Genomic DNA, 15,148 nt, shown 5'->3' on the forward strand with positions numbered 1-15,148 from the left:
CCGGATCAGGCCGTTTCAACCGGCGCTGAAAGCGCAGCAGGCCCTGAAACCCCTGCGCCCGAAGGCTGCTTGTCGAGAATGAAGTAAGGAAGTAAGATTTCCTTTGAAACTTACGGAGGCCTTCCATGCTTGCCAAGCTCACTTCGAAAAATCAGATCACACTGCCCAAGGCGGCCGTGTCCGGCGTGGATGCGGCGGAGTACTTCGACGTGACCGTCGAGGGCGGTCGGATCGTCCTGACCCCCGTGCGGGTCCAGAAAGCCCAGGCCGTGCGCGAGAAGCTGGAGCAACTCGGGATCACCGAGCAGGACGTCGAGGATGCCGTGGCCTGGGCACGGCGCTGATGCGCAGGGTCGTGCTCGACACCAACATCGTGCTGTCGGCGCTGATCTTCAATGCAGGACGCCTGGCCTGGATACGCCACGCCTGGCAGCAACAGCAGTTGCAGCCGCTGGTCTGCCGGGAGACGGCCAGCGAACTGCTGCGCGTCCTGGCCTATCCCAAGTTCAAGCTGTCGACCTTGGAACAGCAGGAGTTGCTGGCGGACTTTCTGCCCTACGCCGATGTGGTGGAACTGCCGATGCCATGGCCAGACCTGCCGGTCTGCCGCGACGAGAAGGATCAGGTGTTCCTGGTGCTCGCGCATGTCGGCAAGGCAGATGCGTTGATCACGGGCGATGCAGACATTCTCGCCATGCGAGAGGACTTTCCTGGCTTGATCATGACCGCCGAAGCATTCGCGGCGCGGCAGGCATGAAGGAAACCGGCACGGCCTTGCCCAACGACCGTGGAACGACCATGAGGTAGCCAACCATGAAGCACACCGCACGCATGACCACCGCAGCACGACTCGGCCGCTGGCTGGGCGGTGTATGGGGCGGTTGCCTGCGCGCGGAGCGTCGGGTGCATCGGTGGCTGATGGCGCAGGGACTGCCGGCAGGCGGTGCAAGGGTGCTGATCTGGGTGGTCAAGCTGGCGACCCTCGGGGTGTTGCTGTACGTCGCGGTCTGGGCGGCGCTGTTGCTGGTCGCTCTCGTTATGGCAGCCAGGATGGCGGAGCAAGCGCCGCAAGGCGACGATGATTTCCTCGGACGCAAGGCCGAAGAGTTGGATCATCGCGAAAGCCTTGCCTACGACCCCATCAACTACAGCGATGACCCAGATCCACGATTCGAAGACGATTGAACCGGCGGTTGGAGCTATTTCTGCTTGGCCGCACCGATCATCAAGCCGCCGCCCCTGCCACCGGCTTGTCCGGCATCCCGCGTGCCAGTACTCAATCCTTGAAGCACGTTGCCTGCACGGATACCAGCCCAGGCCAATGCCGCCACCCAGAACGTGGGCAAGATCAAAAACATCGTGGCCATCACGAAGTTCAGCAGCATGTCTCCGAAGGTGTTGTTGAGGCCCACCAGCGGATCGAAGTTCGTGTGCGGCCGGTTCCAGCCCCACCCCCAGCCGTAGAGCGCATCGAGGATCGTCGAGTCGATCCAGCGGGCGAGTTGAAACCAGAAGTCGGTGAAGAACAGCGCGAACTGCACCACGCTCACCGTGACCACGGTCTTGAGGTCATAGGTGCCGATCAGCAGCACTAGCGGGATGCAGATGACCAGCGCCATCTTGAGCAGGGACAGCACCATCGGCAGCGCCTGCCGCACCACGTCCATCGCCGGGAAATAGCCCAGTGATCCGACGGTCAGCCCCACGTCGCTGGCGGCGCGGGTGACGATGTTGGGCAACGTCATGTCGATCTGGCCACCGTAGTCCGTGTAGACCGCCCCCTGGTTGAGTTTCTGCTGGCGAGGGCTAGCGACGGCGCGGATCACCGAGTCGTTGACCTCGGCCTGGCTCAGGAAGCCCGCCCAGCCGGCCAGTCGCGTCAGCAGGTTGGGATCGACCTGGGCCAGCAGTCGGGCCCGCAGGCCATGGCCGCCGTCGGACCACCACTGCCGGCAGGTCGGGTAGCCACCCCCGCCGGGCACCTCGGCCAGGCCGGCGTCGCGCGTGGCGTCGAACGGCCAGGCATCGCGCGGTGTTCTGGAGCGGTAGCTGTCGTAGAAGCCGGCGGTGCCGACGAAGTAGCTGGAGCCGATCCAGGTGACGTCGTGCATCTGCTCCTCGCTCAGGCTGGGCCGGGTCATGAACAGCTTGGCGCGGGCGGGGCCATAGCAGTCGCGGGTGAAATCGCTGACCTCCTGGGCCAGCACCGGGTCGTCGATGCGAGTCGCGTCGATGTCCATGCGGATCTGCCGCAGGTCGGTGCCGCAGGGAATGGCCGCGACCGAGGCGCCGGTGATCGCGCGCGAGATCGCGTGCATGGCGAACCACCACACCGGCACCTTGGCCGACTGGTTGTTGATCGTGCTGAACGATTGCGACCAGCCGGTATCGGTCGGCTCCGGGACGCTTACCTGGCATTGCGTCGAGCGCGAATGGTCGTAGCGGATGGTGTTGAGATCGACGTCGATGAAGGGAATGCCCGCGAACATGATCACCACGATGGCGACGAAGACGCGGCTCTCGATGCGAGCCGAGGACAGCACGCCCTTGTTGCCTTCGTCCGCGCCTTCCGCGCGGGCTTTCAACCATTCCTGGATGACGATCGCCAGGAACGGGACGGCGAACATGCCGCTGGCGACCAGCACCGACCAGATGCCGTTGTGGACCACCCAGGACACCAGCGTCAGGTAGTACTCCAGGTAGTCGGTGGTGTACAGCGTCATGGCGAACCCCGCGCTACCGTGCCTGCATCAGCAGGCTGGCTTCCAGCACGATCACGGCGACGATGGCCGCAATCTCCGCGCGCAGCAGCCGCTGCCCGGCAGCGCGCTCCGGTTCCCGCGCGCGCAGGCGACGTCGCATCCACAGCCAACCCCAGGCGGTGGCGGCATACAGCAACAACCGCCAGGCCAGGAAGGCCCCGGATTGCGCCGCCATCCAGCGCTGCCAGCCCTCGATGCCGCCCGCGATGCGGATGCCGACCACATTGACGGCGGTCGCGGCGATCAGCAGCGACACCGTCCACACCAGCACCAGGATGGCGCGCTGGCTGGACAGCCAGCGCAGGCACCGCCCGGCGGCACTCATGGATGGCTTCCGCCGGACGGCGGCCGCTGCAGTTCATCGACCCGATTGCGTACCGGGTCACCCTCGTAGATCCCACGCGCACCGGCGGCACGGGTGCTGTGGCGCTGGATGATCGCCATCGGCGAGTTGCTGGCCAGTTCGCGGCGCAGCTCCAGCTCTGCCTTCAGGTTGTGAATCTCGCGATCGAGGATGTCGCTTTCGTGGGTGACGGCCTTCTGGGCCAGTTCGTTGGCGGCCACGTTGGGCTCCTTGCGCCCGGTCAGCAGCGTGCGTTGCAGCAGCAGCGCCTTCTCCAGCACGCTGGCCAGCGCGACCTCCGAGGCCAGGCGCCGAGCCAGGATGTCCTGGTCCGTCTCGTCGCGCAGCGCCTCGATCACCCCACGTGTGATGGGCAGCGACGCGCTGCTCGCAGCCTGCAGGTTCTGCGCCGTGGTTGGCCGGCTGCCGGCGACCAACTCCTGCAGGGCCTGCAGCTTGTCCTCGTATTCCTCCTGGATCAGCGGGGTCAGGCCAACGCCCGGCGTGGTGACGGTCTTGGTGCATGCATCGCAGGTGCGCTGTTCCTGCTCGCCCAGCACGCGAACGGCCCAGGCCGCGGCGGCATCGGGCGAACTCCAGGTCTGGCAGGCCAGGTTGCCGCTGCAACTGGCTTGCGGAATCGAACTGGCATCGCCGACGCCACGGCCATTGAGCAGGTTGTAGCCGGCGCGGGTCACGTCGCCGACCACACGCACCGGACGTTGGCCCGCGCCGCCAGCGTTGTCTCCGCCGACCCACGGCACGCCATTGTTGCCACGGTTCGCCTCGGCGTCGTCGATCGCCGAGACCGCATCGGTGCTCGCGACGGCCTGCTTCAGCGCCATGCCTTCGGCGAGCTGGTCCCAGCCGAGCTGCCCACCCGCCATGTCGGCCATGCGATTGGCGATGGCACGGCAGGTCAGCTTGCTGCGATCGAAATCCAGCCTGGCTTGCAGCACCCCATTGGTCAACAGGTTGTACAGCCCTGGATCGGCGCGCTGGATGATCAACGCGGGCAGCGACGCCACGGCAGCGGTGGCGTTCTGGATCACCGAGGACATGATGGCCTGGAAGCCATTGGTGATGCCGTTCAACTGGTTCTGCAGCGTGGTGGTGATGCTCATGTCGCCACAGATCAGGTTGCTGTTCCAGCCGACGCCAACGCCGATGGAGTGCATGTTGGCCGCACCGCTCATGGACACCGCGCGGCCGCCCCCAATGCTGTAGAGCACGTCGTCGCCGATCACGCTGCCTTGATGCTGGACGCCGTACTCGTTGACGCTGGTCTGCGCCCCGGCGCTGGAGTAGCTCAGCGCTGCGACAACGGCCAATGCGACGTACAGAAATCGACGGGCGCTCGGAAATGAATTCGTCATGGCATCGGGTCTCACAGGAAATCGACGCTGCCGAGGAACGCCTGGCCGCGGCGCTGGCAGCAGCTATAAGGACGCCACAATGCCCAGGCGTAGTCGCCTCGCCGGGCCTGCACCTTGGCATTGCCGTGGGGGAATACCGCGCAACTGCTGGACAGCGTGGGGGTCAGCTCCTGCCACTTGCCCGTGGCGGCATCGGTTTCCATCAGGGCGCCGGCCGGCCAGTAGCCATCGCGCGAACTGGCGAGCAGCGGTTGGTAGACGTGGATCTGGTTGCGGCGCGTCACGATGTCACCCGCGCGCTGGGCGACCACGGCTGCGGCCTTGTGGTCATCCACCTGGTGCAGGAAGCCGCCTCGCGGATAGACGTTGCCCCAGAGATTCAGGCCCGTACGCGTGCCGATCTCGCGCCGGCCCGGAATCAGTGCTTCCGGATACAGCGCCTCGGGGATGTTGTAGCGCCATGCCAGCGTGTCGAGCGTGCTCAGCAGATAGGGCATGAAGGCGGTACCGGCGCCCTCGCAGGTGTAGCCGGAGGCGCTGGCGAACTGGCTGAACACATGGCCACCGGGATGGCCGATGACGTCGGCGTTCTTGAACTTCGCCAGGTTGTTCTCGTGATCCTCGTTGGTGGTGCCGTCGCCGCCGGCCTTCGCGGTCGGGTTCGGCAGGCTCATCGCCCGCACCTCGACCCAAGAGTTCTCGCCGGTGTTCGAGTAGCTCGACACCACGGCATCCGGGATGTAGTGGCGCACCTTGACCGAGGTGCGCACGGTGCATCCCGTCCAGGTGCAATAGAGCCAATAGCAGATGCCGGTGACGCGGTACTCCAGGCAATCCGGCGACAGGGTGGAGGCCACGATGGTGGCCGTGTTCAGTGCGAAGGACGATGCGGAACACCCCAGCAGCAGCGCTGCGATGGCCAACCGCTGGCACCGGGATGGCGCGAACGGACGCCTCGTCATGGCTGCGTCCTCCGGTATTGGTCGATGCGGGCAACCGCACGGGCCACGTCCGCCTCGCCATAGACCACGTATCGGCGATCCACCACGATGGCCGGAACCTTGGCGACGCCAAGGCTCCAGGCATCGGCAACGCCCTGGTAGGCGGTGCCGATCCTTCGCTGCAGGTCTGTACCGCCCAGCTTCAGGCGTTGCTGGACGATGGCGCTGGCGCGCTCAGGATCGGTGGGCAGGTTGTCGGCCAGCTCCGCTTCGAGCACCGCGGCCGCGTCCAGGATGAGGTGCCGGTCAGCCTGGCCATGGACCGGATGATGCGAGTCGGTAACGACCCATACTTCCGCCGCGGCGGCGCGGGTGGCCAATGCCAGGATGGCAATGCCGGAAGCAAACCATGCTGAGCGAGCGCGAGCGGCATGAGGAACAGCGCAAGAGTCCATGAGACAACACCGGAGGGAAGCCAATCCGATGACAGTCGAACCGAAATCCGGCTTCGACACGACAAACAAACCGGAGACCGCTTCGCCCCGTTTTCGCCATCCCTGTCATCGCGTGGTCACCCCAAACGGTGCCTGCGAGTGCGCCTGCGACAAGGACGTGTTCGGATCGACGGCCAAGACGGCCGCCGCACGTTCGTCTCGCCTTCAGCAGCGATGAATCGCTTGGAGAACGAAGTCGGCCCGCTCGGCCACACTGGCGCGCGGAAGCAACCTGACTTCGTAGCCGAGTGCCCGGTAGGTGGCATCCAGGTGGGCGTACTCCGCCTCAGCCTCGGGAAAGCCGTGCCGCCGCGCCCCGTCGGCGCAATAGATGTCCGGCCAGGGCGGTGCGAGGAACACGAGCCGCCCATAAGGGCGGGATTCGCCCAGGCTTTCCGACAGAGGTACACCGAACAGTCGCTGAAGCGCTGCAGCGGCGTCGATCAGCCCTCGGTCGAAGAAAACCGGACCAGCGTCCCGAGCCGCGCCTTCGAGATCCATGGCGGCGACGCGCAGCGCCTCGCGCAGAAAGGCCGCCATGTCGGTCCATGGCAGGGCGTTGCCGCCCTGTCGAGTCTGCTCGGCGATGATCCTCCGCCCGGGTTCGGCGACGGTCGCATGACCACGCCGCCGCAGTTCCCCGAGCAGGGTCGACTTGCCGCCGCCGGAGCACCCCGAAATGACCACACGGGATTGCATGCGCGTCACCAATGCGGGTCATCGGTGCCCGGCTGCACCGACGGCCGCGCATAGCCAGCCGGCGTTCGCGCCAGTTGCGCACTGGGCCGCACCGCGCGCAGCAGACCGAAGCCGGAGATGTCTTCGGCGAACCAGGGCGTGACATCCGGCTTGTCGACCCGCAGGCCATTCTCGATGCGCCCCAGGCCGCGCAGCCAGTGTCCGGTTTGTGCCAGCGACACCTGGACGTGCCAGCTTCCGCCTTCATGCTGCTGCCTCCGGAGCGCCGCGGCCGCGCCGAAGGCCATCAGGAAGCCGCTGGCCTGGTCGAGGATCTGCATCGGCAGCGCGCGCGGCCGGCCGTCGCCCGCCGCCTCGCCCTCGGCGTGGTTGAATCCCATGGCGGTCTGCACCAATGAGTCGAAGCCGCGCCGGCCAGCCCAGGGGCCTCGGGTGCCGTAGGCGGTGAGCGAAATGGCGACGATGCCGGGCCGGCGCGCGGCCAGGGCCTCGGGCGAGAAGCCGAGCGCGGCCAGGCCACCGGGCCGGTAGCCCTGCGAGAACACGTGGGCGTCTTCCACGAGCCGCCACAGCGTCTCGCGCCCAGCCTCGGTGCGCAGGTCGATGTGCGCCGAGCGCTTGCCGCGGCTGGTCTCGGCGATGGCGGCGATGTTGGGCAGGTTCGGTGAATTGACCAGCATCACGTCCGCGCCGAACGATGCCAATGCCCGCCCGCCGACGGGTCCGGCCAGGATGCGAGTGAGGTCGAGCACCCGTAGACCGGCGAGCGGCCGTTCATCGACCGCCAGGGGCGGCAGTGCGCGCGGTGGCGCATCGGCGATCCGGGTGATCGTCATCAGCGGTTGCGCGGCCACGGCTTGGCCCTGGGGCGTGGCATCCCACTCGGCGAAGCTGCGCAGCGCCGTGGCCACCAGCGCGTGGTCGGCCGCGGCCTGCTCGAAGTCCAGCGCCTTCCAAGCCCGCAGGGCCTGCTCGGCGTCGGCGCGTGTGGCAGTTGCCGGGTCCAGACCCAGCAGGTGCAGCGCGCCATCGCGGTGGTGCGGGAAGTTGGTGTGGACACGCACGTGGCCATCGGCGCAGCGGTACAGGCCGGCGAACGGGTCCCACAGCTCGGGCTCATGGCCGTCGAGCGTGAACCAGCCGGTGCATTCGGCGGCGGCGTGGGCCATGTCCACGGCGACGCGCTGGCGCGGAACGCCCCGCCCATGGCCCACTTCGCAGGCGGCGAGCGCGGCCGCGGCAATGCTGGTCTGCGCGGCGGTGCCGACGGCGAAGGACGAGGGAAACACCGGGTCTTGTCGGGTCAAGTGGATCCAATCCAGGGCTTGCGATGGCAGTCCGGACAGCGGCCATAGCGCGCTCAGCGCGTCACACGAGTTCATCGAAGGATCTCCTTTCAGGGGGGCGCCTGCCCAATCGACATTCCACCCTGCCAACAGTGATTCGCCGCCAGCCTGTTCTGCGATCGAATAAGCAGGCTCACGATCCCGGGGCGTGGGATCGCCTCGCACGATGCGAGCGCAGCATCCAGGCGGTCGCAAGCATGGTCAGCACCGCCAGCCCGAGACCCAGCAGGAACCCTTCTTTGTAGCCCACCCTCGCGGCCAAAGCGATCAGGAACGAGGACGCCATCGTTTCGCCGAGGTCGCGCGCGCTCTGTACCATCGTCATGTCGGTGCCGGCCTGGGTGCGTCGCCGGCAGAAATTCATCGCGGCGGTCATGATGGCCACCGAGGCGCAACCCGATCCGATGCTGGCCAGTACCGTGGCCATGACGACAGCGGTCATGGGCATGGCCGGCGTTTGCGTTGCGAGCCAGGCCCAGGTCACGGCCGACAGGCCAGCGCTGGCAATGCCGAACTGGAACGCGGGCCAGGCCCCGAACCGACGCACGAGCCATGCGCCGCCACCGCACCCCACCAGGATCGTGAACGCGCCCCCCAGCATGCCGACCTGGCCGACGCGGGCCAGCGGCCATTGCGCATCGACCAGCAACAGCTTGCCCAGACCGTGACATGCCACCACGGTGATGGCGGACAGGCATGCCGCGACGACCAGCGCCCAGGCATTGCGGCCCGATCGCAGGAAGTGCCATTGACTGGCCTTGCTGGTTCTTGCCGCCACTTCAAGCGCCTGTGGTTCGTGCCATGACAGCGTGAGCACCAGGCTCGCGGCGATGGGCAGGACCAGTCCAACGATGGCCCAAGTCAGTCCGAGCGTCCCGTAGAGCATGAGAAAGACCGGACCGCCGTAGAAGAAACCCACCATGGTGCTGGCCACTTGAATCGCATTGACCATGGGCAGGGATTCGGTCGCAAACTGCTCCGCGACGAGGGCATCCGTGGCCACGTCCTGGGTCGCGCTGGCCAGCGAGGCCGTCACCGCCAGGCCCAGGATCCAGGGCAGCGTCTGCACCGATAGGCCCAGCAGGGCGACCGCAAGCAGCGCCGCCAGTACCAGGCCTTGCATGGGCAGAATCCAACTGCGGCGGCGACCGGTGCGTGAGCTCCAATGATTGTCCATCCACGGCGCCCAGAGCCACTTCAGCACCCAGGGCAGTCCCACGAGTGGCAGCCAGGCCAAGGCCTGCAGGTCCGTGCCGGCATGCCGCAGGGAAGCGGGCATGGCTTCCATCGCCAGGCCGAAAGGAATGCCCTGGGATACGTACAGGCAGGCGATCAGCGGCCAGAGTCTGGCGGGCGTGCGCGAGAACGATGATGATCCGCTCATATCAGCGTTCCGAATCTCGTTGCCGATGCTCGCTGTCGGTCGCCGGTGTCACGAACAGCAATTGCCCTGGCTGCACCACTTCCAGCCGGTGCCAGCACCCTTGAGGAACGATGAGGGAATGCCCGGCATCGACGTGCAGGCGCGTTTCCTCAAGGGGCGTATCCAGCACGACGTCGATACAGCCTTGAAGCACTGTGAGCATCTCGTCGCCGCGGGGGTGACGTTCCCAGTGACTGCCGTGGACCGAAGTGGAATCGCGGAAGGCGCGGATGCCGATGATCCAGTCGGACTGCACGCGGCCACGTTCGCTGAAGGGGACCAACTGCAACGCGGAACCGGGTTGCAGGACTGCCAGTGTGCGAGTCAGGGAGAAGGGTTTCAGCATCTGGGTGGGATCAGTTGTCATGGTGTTGTTTTCAGTTTGCGGGCGGTGCCCCAGAGCGCGATGGCGCTCGGCAGGAGCAGGAAATTGATCGACAGGGCTGGCCATGGCGCTTGCCAGGCGCCACGCCATTGGGTTGCAAGGCTGGCTGCGGCCGCCACGGCGAGAAGCGCCGCAGCCAGCCGCAGCAATGTGGTGGGCAGTCGTGCGCGCCATTTCCCCGGCAGCAGGCAGCAAACCAGCGCACCCGCCCAGGCCAGCCCGAATCCCATGGCCTGCCAGCGCTCGCGCGACGGCCATGAGTCAGGCGTCAACGCCGTGATGGCGAACAAGGCACTGCACGCCAGTACAAGGCCGAGTGTCATGCCGCTCAGCCAGGGGCGGAGATGCCGAGCGACCTCGTCATTGGCGCGTCGCTTGAGCCACAGCCAGGTGCCGCTGGCGGCCAGCAGCGCGCCGGCCAGGCCCGCCAGCGCGTGCAGCCACCGGCTGGCGGCGTCGGCGTAGCGGGCGAAGTGCAGGGGTTGGATAGCGATGAAGCCTTGCGTGAATGGGCCCTGGTTGGCCGCGCTGTCGTGCCGCAGCAGGCTCAGGTCCGTGAGGGCATAGTGATAGCGCTCGAAGATGGCCGTGCTCAATTGCCAGCGCTGCGTGCCGCGCAGCGTGGCGTAGGCATGCGCGTCGCCCCAGTGGTGGACACTGATGCCCTGGACACGAAAGTCGGGATTCATCTGACGATGGCGCAGCATCAATTCGTCCATGCTGGCCATGGGCGCACGATGCCCGCTGGCCGGGCGCGCATAGGGCTGCATCAATGCCTGCATCACCTGGCCCGGCTTGTCGGGGAAGGCGAGCGGTGCCAACTGGACCGTGGCCAGCGCCCCGAGTCCCGAGAAGACGCCGGTGACCGCGATCAGCAACAGCAGCGGCGCCAGCCACAGGCCGAACAGCCGGTGGGCATCGTAGGCTGCGGTACGCAACCCGGCACCCAGGCGCAAACGCCACAGCGTGCCTTCCTGCCGGGGATGCAACACCACGCCGCCGACGACTAGGGCGCCCAGCGCAAACCCGAACAGGCTTACGAAGACGCGACCGGGGAAGCCCGCGAAAAAGGTGTTGTGCAGGCGGGTGACGATGCCGGTCAGGTCGCCATGCACGGCAGGCACGGGTGGCACAGACAGGGTTGGCGCAGGGCCTGCCCATCGTTGTTGCGACCGCATGGGTTGAACGTGCCATGACCCAGGGCCGGCCTCGGGCCTGTCGAACTGAAGTGAATCTGCCTCGGGAAAGGCTGCCAACGCCTTCGCGAGCAGGTCATCCAGCCCGATGGGGGCCTGGGCAAGCTGCCGTTCGGTGGGCATTTCCCAGCTGCGCAATTCCGGCTTCAGCACCGACAGCGCACCGCTCAGGCAGATGACGAAAAGGATGCCGCCGAGCATCGCGCCCATCCAGTGGTGGCTGGTGGACAGCGCCCTGCGCAGTGGCAAGCCGGCCGGACGGCCAGCCACCAGGCCGACCGCGAGCAGCGCACACTGCGTGAGCACGGCGCAGAACAGCCCTGCATAGAGGCGATTCAGTGGATCGGAGCCGGACCCAAGGCATGTCATCCCGACGGCTACGCCGATACTCACCAGCGGTGCCACGACCAGTACGAACAGTCCTCGCGCCCGGCCATTGAAACCGGAGGGCTGCATGTCAGTACTGCGCTCGCAGGGTCAGCATGACGCTTCTCGGTTCCCCGTAGCGGTTGTTCCACTGCGGGCTGGAGAGGCTTTGGTAGTAGCGGCGGTCGAACAGGTTGTTGAGATGCAGGGCCGCGCTCAGGTTGCGGTTGATGCGGTAGCCCAAGCGCGCGCTGACCAGCGCATAGCCGCCCTGGCGCAGCGTCAGGCCACCCGACTGCACGGTATAGGCGCTTTGCGCCTGCACGCCCATGCCGGCGCTGAGGCGGCCGCCGTCCCAGGGAAACGCATAGTGGGCCCACAGGCGTGCGATGTGCCTGGGCGTGAAGCTGGCGAAGGCCTGCCCTTGCGATTGGGCATCCTTCAGGTACTTCGTGGTGTTGTAGGTATAGCCGAACGAGAGGTCGAGACCAGGCAGCGGCCGGCCGCTGATCTCGGCTTCCACGCCCTGGCTTTCCACCTCACCGCCACTGATGTAGAAGCAGGTCATCCCGGCGCACGGGTACGCCGGGTCCATCTGGGCGCGATTGCGCTGGCGGATGTTGAAGAACGCCAGGCTGGTGTTGAGCCGGCCATCCAGCAACTCGCCCTTGATGCCCGCTTCCAGGTTGGTGCCCTTGACGGGGTCCAGCGTCTTCCCATCCCAGGTCGTCTGGGTCTGCGGCTGGAAGATCTGCGCGTAGCTCGCGTACAGGGACCACTGGGGGGCGATGTCGAGGACCACGCCGCCGTAGGGTGTGAGTTCGTTTCCCAGTTTGGTGGACGTGCCTGCGCCCTCCTGTTTCCAGCGGCTCAGCCTGACCCCGGTGATCAACGTGAGAGGATCTGCCAGCGAGAACCGTCCCACCGCATAGAGGCCGGATTGCGTCGTGCGGGTCGGGCCACGGGACGCGTAGGGTCCGATGCCGGGTTCGGGCACGCTGCCGGGGTCCCAGTCCCAGACGTTCACGGGCTGGTTCACCGGCGTCAGGAAGTTCGCGGAGAACTGCTCAAGGCTCGTGCGCTGGTAGTTCCAGCCAACGGTGGCCTCGTGGCGGCGCCCCAGGAACTCGAAGGGGCCGTTTAGGTAGCCGTCGACGCTCTTCTGGTCGTTCTCGAACTTGTAGGCTGCTCCGGTCAGGCGCGGCCCGGTGCCCGTGGCGGGATCGACCGCCCCATTGGCGCCGGCGTATTTCAACTTGGAGTCGCCGTTCTGGTAGTTGACGGACAGCTTGGCCGTCCATGCATTGCCGAAGGCGTGCTCGATCCCGCCGAATACGCGCGTGGTGTCCCAATCGAATCGATCCCAATCCACGTCCAGATAGGTGGAGCGAGGCAGGCCGATGTCGGAGCCGTCCTTGTAGAACGGCACGCCGGCCATGTTGGTGGTGGAGCGGATGCGTTGCCGCTGCAGGCCGACGGTCAGCACCGTGTCCGGCCCCAGGTCGAGATCGGCCGTGCCATAGACCGAACTGGTCTTCTGGCCGGCGACGTCGTAGAAGAAATCGCGATCCTCGTGGTTGGCCACGATGCGGGCCCTCAGGCTGCCGCTCTCGTTGAGCGGGCCGCCCACGTCGAGCAGGCCGCGATAGCGATTCCAACTGCCGGCCGACAACTCGCCATTCGCCAGGAACTCGCGCGGAGCGCGCTTGGGAACGAGGTTGACCGTCGCGGCCGGGTTGCCCGATCCCTGCATCAGGCCGTTGGCGCCACGCAGGATCTCGACGCGCTCGTAGATACCGGCATCCTGGGGCGGGCTGGCCATCTGCCCCATCTGGATGGGGACCCCGTCCTGCTGGAACGAGTCGATTTTGAAGCCGCGAGCGTAGTAGCCGGTGGTCAGCAACTGGTACGGCTGCACCGTGATGCCGGGGGCGTGCTGCAGGACCTCGTCCAGGCTGTGCAGGTTTTGCTGGTCCATCCGTTCGCGCGTGATGATGGTCACGGACTGGGGCGTTTCCCTCAGCGTCTGCGAACCCTTCAGCAGCGAGGGCGTGGTTTCCCGGTCGGCTGTCACCGTGACGGTGTCCAGCTGGCTGATTTCGGTGGTCGATTGTGCGAAGGCACCTAGTGGGAGCAACAGCAAGGTCGACAGGCTGGAACAACTGCTCGCGCGCAGCCATCCACGCGTTCTGGAGATAGACATGGCAAGGACTCAAAAGCAACTGGGAATCAATTGCATTGAGTCTAGGCATCGCGCAGCGCTGCCAATGGCGCTGGCCGGTATTCTTCTGGCGCTCGCCGATATCGTTCAGCGGCAGAGTGTGTGCGGCGCGATGCCGAAGCGCTTTTGGAAGGCCTTGGAGAAATGTGAGTCGGTATAGCCGCACATGCCGGCGGTGGCGGAGACGCTGCATTCCCCGGTCGCCAGCATTCGATAGGCTTGCTGGAGACGCTGCTCCCGCACGAACTCGTAGATGCTCATGCCGAACAACTGGCGAAAGCCACGCGTCAGGAGCGTGACGCTCAGCCCGACCTGGCTTGCCAGCCAGTCGAGTCCCGGCGGATGGCTGATATCGCGCATCAGTATTTCGTGGGCGCGATGGAGGCGATCGCGATGGCGTACCGGCAGGGTGATTGCTGTCGACGAGGGCAGTTGGACGTCCAGCGTTGCCAGCACGTTGGCCGTCAACTCCAGCGCCTTCCCAGACAGGTACAAGTCGCGCAACGCGCCCTGCAAAGGACATAGCAGCAATTGCTTTGCCAGTGCCTGCAACGCCGGGCCCGCCTTCGCATCGTGGATGAACGGCGTCGAGCCGGCCATGTCCAGGAGGCGATCCATGGGCCTGCCTTGCGTGTCGAACCACTGCATCAGGCTCGACTGGGGCATGCGTACGGCCACATAGCGCAGGGGCGTATGGGCATGGAAGCTATGGGTGACCGTGAAAGGCTGGTCGCTCAAGCTCAGGTGGAGGGCCGGCCCGCTCACCTGGGTGGGCTGCGACGGTGGCATGCGATAGCGGACAGCGCCGTCCCCGAGCATGAGCACGAGTTTCAACCCCGGCTCGTTGTCTTCGGTGATGACCTGGTCCGGCTTCACGCGCATCGCGCCGCCGCCGATGGTCATCGGCGCCGTCGAAGCCTGTAACTGCCATTGCCCGGACATCATCACCCTGCCACATATGTTAATGACAATCATTATTGCCCATTCGCATCGACAAGCCGGTCCAGCCACCCTGCTGGCAATGCATCAGGTCCTTGTCGGACCTCACGAAGGCGCTTCGCATCGGCCGGCCATGAATGGCTGTGGTCGTCACGGCCGTTCGAGGATGCGGGGACCGGGCCCTTCCGCCCCCAGTGCGTCCTGGGGATTGCGCAACGGGCATTCGTCCAGCGACAGGCATCCACAACCAATGCAACTGTCCAGTTCGTCGCGCAGCCGGGTCAGTTTGGTGATGCGTTCATCCAGATTGGTGCGCCAGCGTGTAGACAGTTCCCGCCACTGGGCCGCGGTGAGTTTGCTTCCCGGTGGATAGCGGCCAAGTGCCTCCTTGATTTCCTCAAGGGGAATGCCCGTGCGCTGGGCCACCTTGATCACGGCGATGTAGCGCAACACGACCGAGGCGAACCGGCGCTGGTTGCCGGCGTTGCGTGTGCTGGCGATCAGTCCCTTCGACTCGTAGAAGTGGATGGTGGAAACCGGCACGCCCGCGCGGTGCGCCACCTCGCCCACGGTGAGCAGGCGCGAGAAATCGATCGGCTTCTTCGGGTGCATGGCTTGACCTCAACTTTACTTGAGGTTTTATAGTCCGCCGCGTCG

General features: G+C 66.2%; 16 protein-coding genes. 3 read left to right on the forward strand and 13 right to left on the reverse strand.

Translation table 11 applies throughout. The annotated features are described in order from the left end of the window. The first annotated feature begins 125 nt into the window (after positions 1-125). The 3 genes from J8G26_RS07825 to J8G26_RS07835 are packed head-to-tail and all read left to right on the forward strand — an operon-like array spanning position 126 to position 1,185. Positions 126-344: an AbrB/MazE/SpoVT family DNA-binding domain-containing protein gene (locus J8G26_RS07825; RefSeq protein ID WP_006489017.1), complete on the forward strand. Its 219-nt coding sequence runs from the start codon at positions 126-128 to the stop codon at positions 342-344. Then, positions 344-757 (forward strand): putative toxin-antitoxin system toxin component, PIN family, encoded by a 414-nt coding sequence (locus tag J8G26_RS07830; protein ID WP_210568517.1) that lies wholly within the window; start codon positions 344-346, stop codon positions 755-757. The genes J8G26_RS07825 and J8G26_RS07830 overlap by 1 nt, the downstream gene beginning before the upstream one ends. 56 nt (positions 758-813) lie before the next feature. Continuing rightward, the gene (locus J8G26_RS07835; protein WP_095377335.1) at positions 814-1,185 is read left to right on the forward strand and encodes a DUF3742 family protein; all 372 of its coding nucleotides are present in this window, start codon (positions 814-816) and stop codon (positions 1,183-1,185) included. A 14-nt stretch (positions 1,186-1,199) separates the two neighbouring features. Here J8G26_RS07835 and J8G26_RS07840 read toward each other — a convergent pair whose 3' ends face one another. From J8G26_RS07840 to soxR, 13 genes are all read right to left on the reverse strand, one after another. After that, complete coding sequence (locus tag J8G26_RS07840) at positions 1,200-2,723, reverse strand: conjugal transfer protein TraG N-terminal domain-containing protein (protein ID WP_095377334.1); 1,524 nt, start codon at positions 2,721-2,723, stop codon at positions 1,200-1,202. Between the two features lie 13 nt (positions 2,724-2,736). Further along, positions 2,737-3,087, reverse strand: coding sequence for a hypothetical protein (locus J8G26_RS07845; RefSeq protein ID WP_031635005.1), 351 nt, complete (start codon positions 3,085-3,087; stop codon positions 2,737-2,739). Beyond that, positions 3,084-4,481 (reverse strand): integrating conjugative element protein, encoded by a 1,398-nt coding sequence (locus tag J8G26_RS07850; RefSeq protein ID WP_104727372.1) that lies wholly within the window; start codon positions 4,479-4,481, stop codon positions 3,084-3,086. The genes J8G26_RS07845 and J8G26_RS07850 overlap by 4 nt, the downstream gene beginning before the upstream one ends. Before the next feature lie 11 nt (positions 4,482-4,492). Then, positions 4,493-5,443: a TIGR03756 family integrating conjugative element protein gene (locus J8G26_RS07855; protein WP_210568518.1), complete on the reverse strand. Its 951-nt coding sequence runs from the start codon at positions 5,441-5,443 to the stop codon at positions 4,493-4,495. After that, entirely contained in the window at positions 5,440-5,877 is a 438-nt protein-coding gene (locus J8G26_RS07860) for a TIGR03757 family integrating conjugative element protein (protein ID WP_114862086.1), read from the reverse strand. Before J8G26_RS07860 ends, J8G26_RS07855 begins: the two co-directional genes overlap by 4 nt. Before the next feature lie 204 nt (positions 5,878-6,081). Further along, the gene (locus J8G26_RS07865; protein ID WP_210568519.1) at positions 6,082-6,615 is read right to left on the reverse strand and encodes an AAA family ATPase; all 534 of its coding nucleotides are present in this window, start codon (positions 6,613-6,615) and stop codon (positions 6,082-6,084) included. Between the two features lie 5 nt (positions 6,616-6,620). Beyond that, positions 6,621-7,997 carry a CoA transferase gene (locus tag J8G26_RS07870; protein WP_210568520.1) on the reverse strand — a complete coding sequence of 459 codons (1,377 nt, stop codon included), beginning with the start codon at positions 7,995-7,997 and terminating at the stop codon, positions 6,621-6,623. 97 nt (positions 7,998-8,094) lie between these two features. After that, positions 8,095-9,345 (reverse strand): RhtX/FptX family siderophore transporter, encoded by a 1,251-nt coding sequence (locus J8G26_RS07875; protein ID WP_210568521.1) that lies wholly within the window; start codon positions 9,343-9,345, stop codon positions 8,095-8,097. A gap of 1 nt (position 9,346) precedes the next feature. Beyond that, on the reverse strand, positions 9,347-9,751 hold the full coding sequence (locus J8G26_RS07880; RefSeq protein WP_210568522.1) for a cupin domain-containing protein: 405 nt from the start codon (positions 9,749-9,751) through the stop codon (positions 9,347-9,349). Further along, positions 9,748-11,421, reverse strand: a complete 1,674-nt coding sequence (locus J8G26_RS07885) for a PepSY-associated TM helix domain-containing protein (RefSeq protein ID WP_210568523.1) — start codon at positions 11,419-11,421, stop codon at positions 9,748-9,750. Before J8G26_RS07885 ends, J8G26_RS07880 begins: the two co-directional genes overlap by 4 nt. A 1-nt stretch (position 11,422) precedes the next feature. Beyond that, positions 11,423-13,534 carry a TonB-dependent siderophore receptor gene (locus J8G26_RS07890; RefSeq protein WP_210568524.1) on the reverse strand — a complete coding sequence of 704 codons (2,112 nt, stop codon included), beginning with the start codon at positions 13,532-13,534 and terminating at the stop codon, positions 11,423-11,425. 105 nt (positions 13,535-13,639) lie between these two features. After that, positions 13,640-14,527: an AraC family transcriptional regulator gene (locus tag J8G26_RS07895; RefSeq protein WP_210568525.1), complete on the reverse strand. Its 888-nt coding sequence runs from the start codon at positions 14,525-14,527 to the stop codon at positions 13,640-13,642. 114 nt (positions 14,528-14,641) lie between these two features. After that, entirely contained in the window at positions 14,642-15,103 is a 462-nt protein-coding gene (gene soxR, locus J8G26_RS07900) for a redox-sensitive transcriptional activator SoxR (protein WP_210568526.1), read from the reverse strand. Positions 15,104-15,148: the final 45 nt, after the last annotated feature.

This window comes from Acidovorax sp. JG5 (assembly GCF_017939685.1).
In the GTDB taxonomy this organism is placed as follows: Bacteria; Pseudomonadota; Gammaproteobacteria; order Burkholderiales; family Burkholderiaceae_C; genus Acidovorax.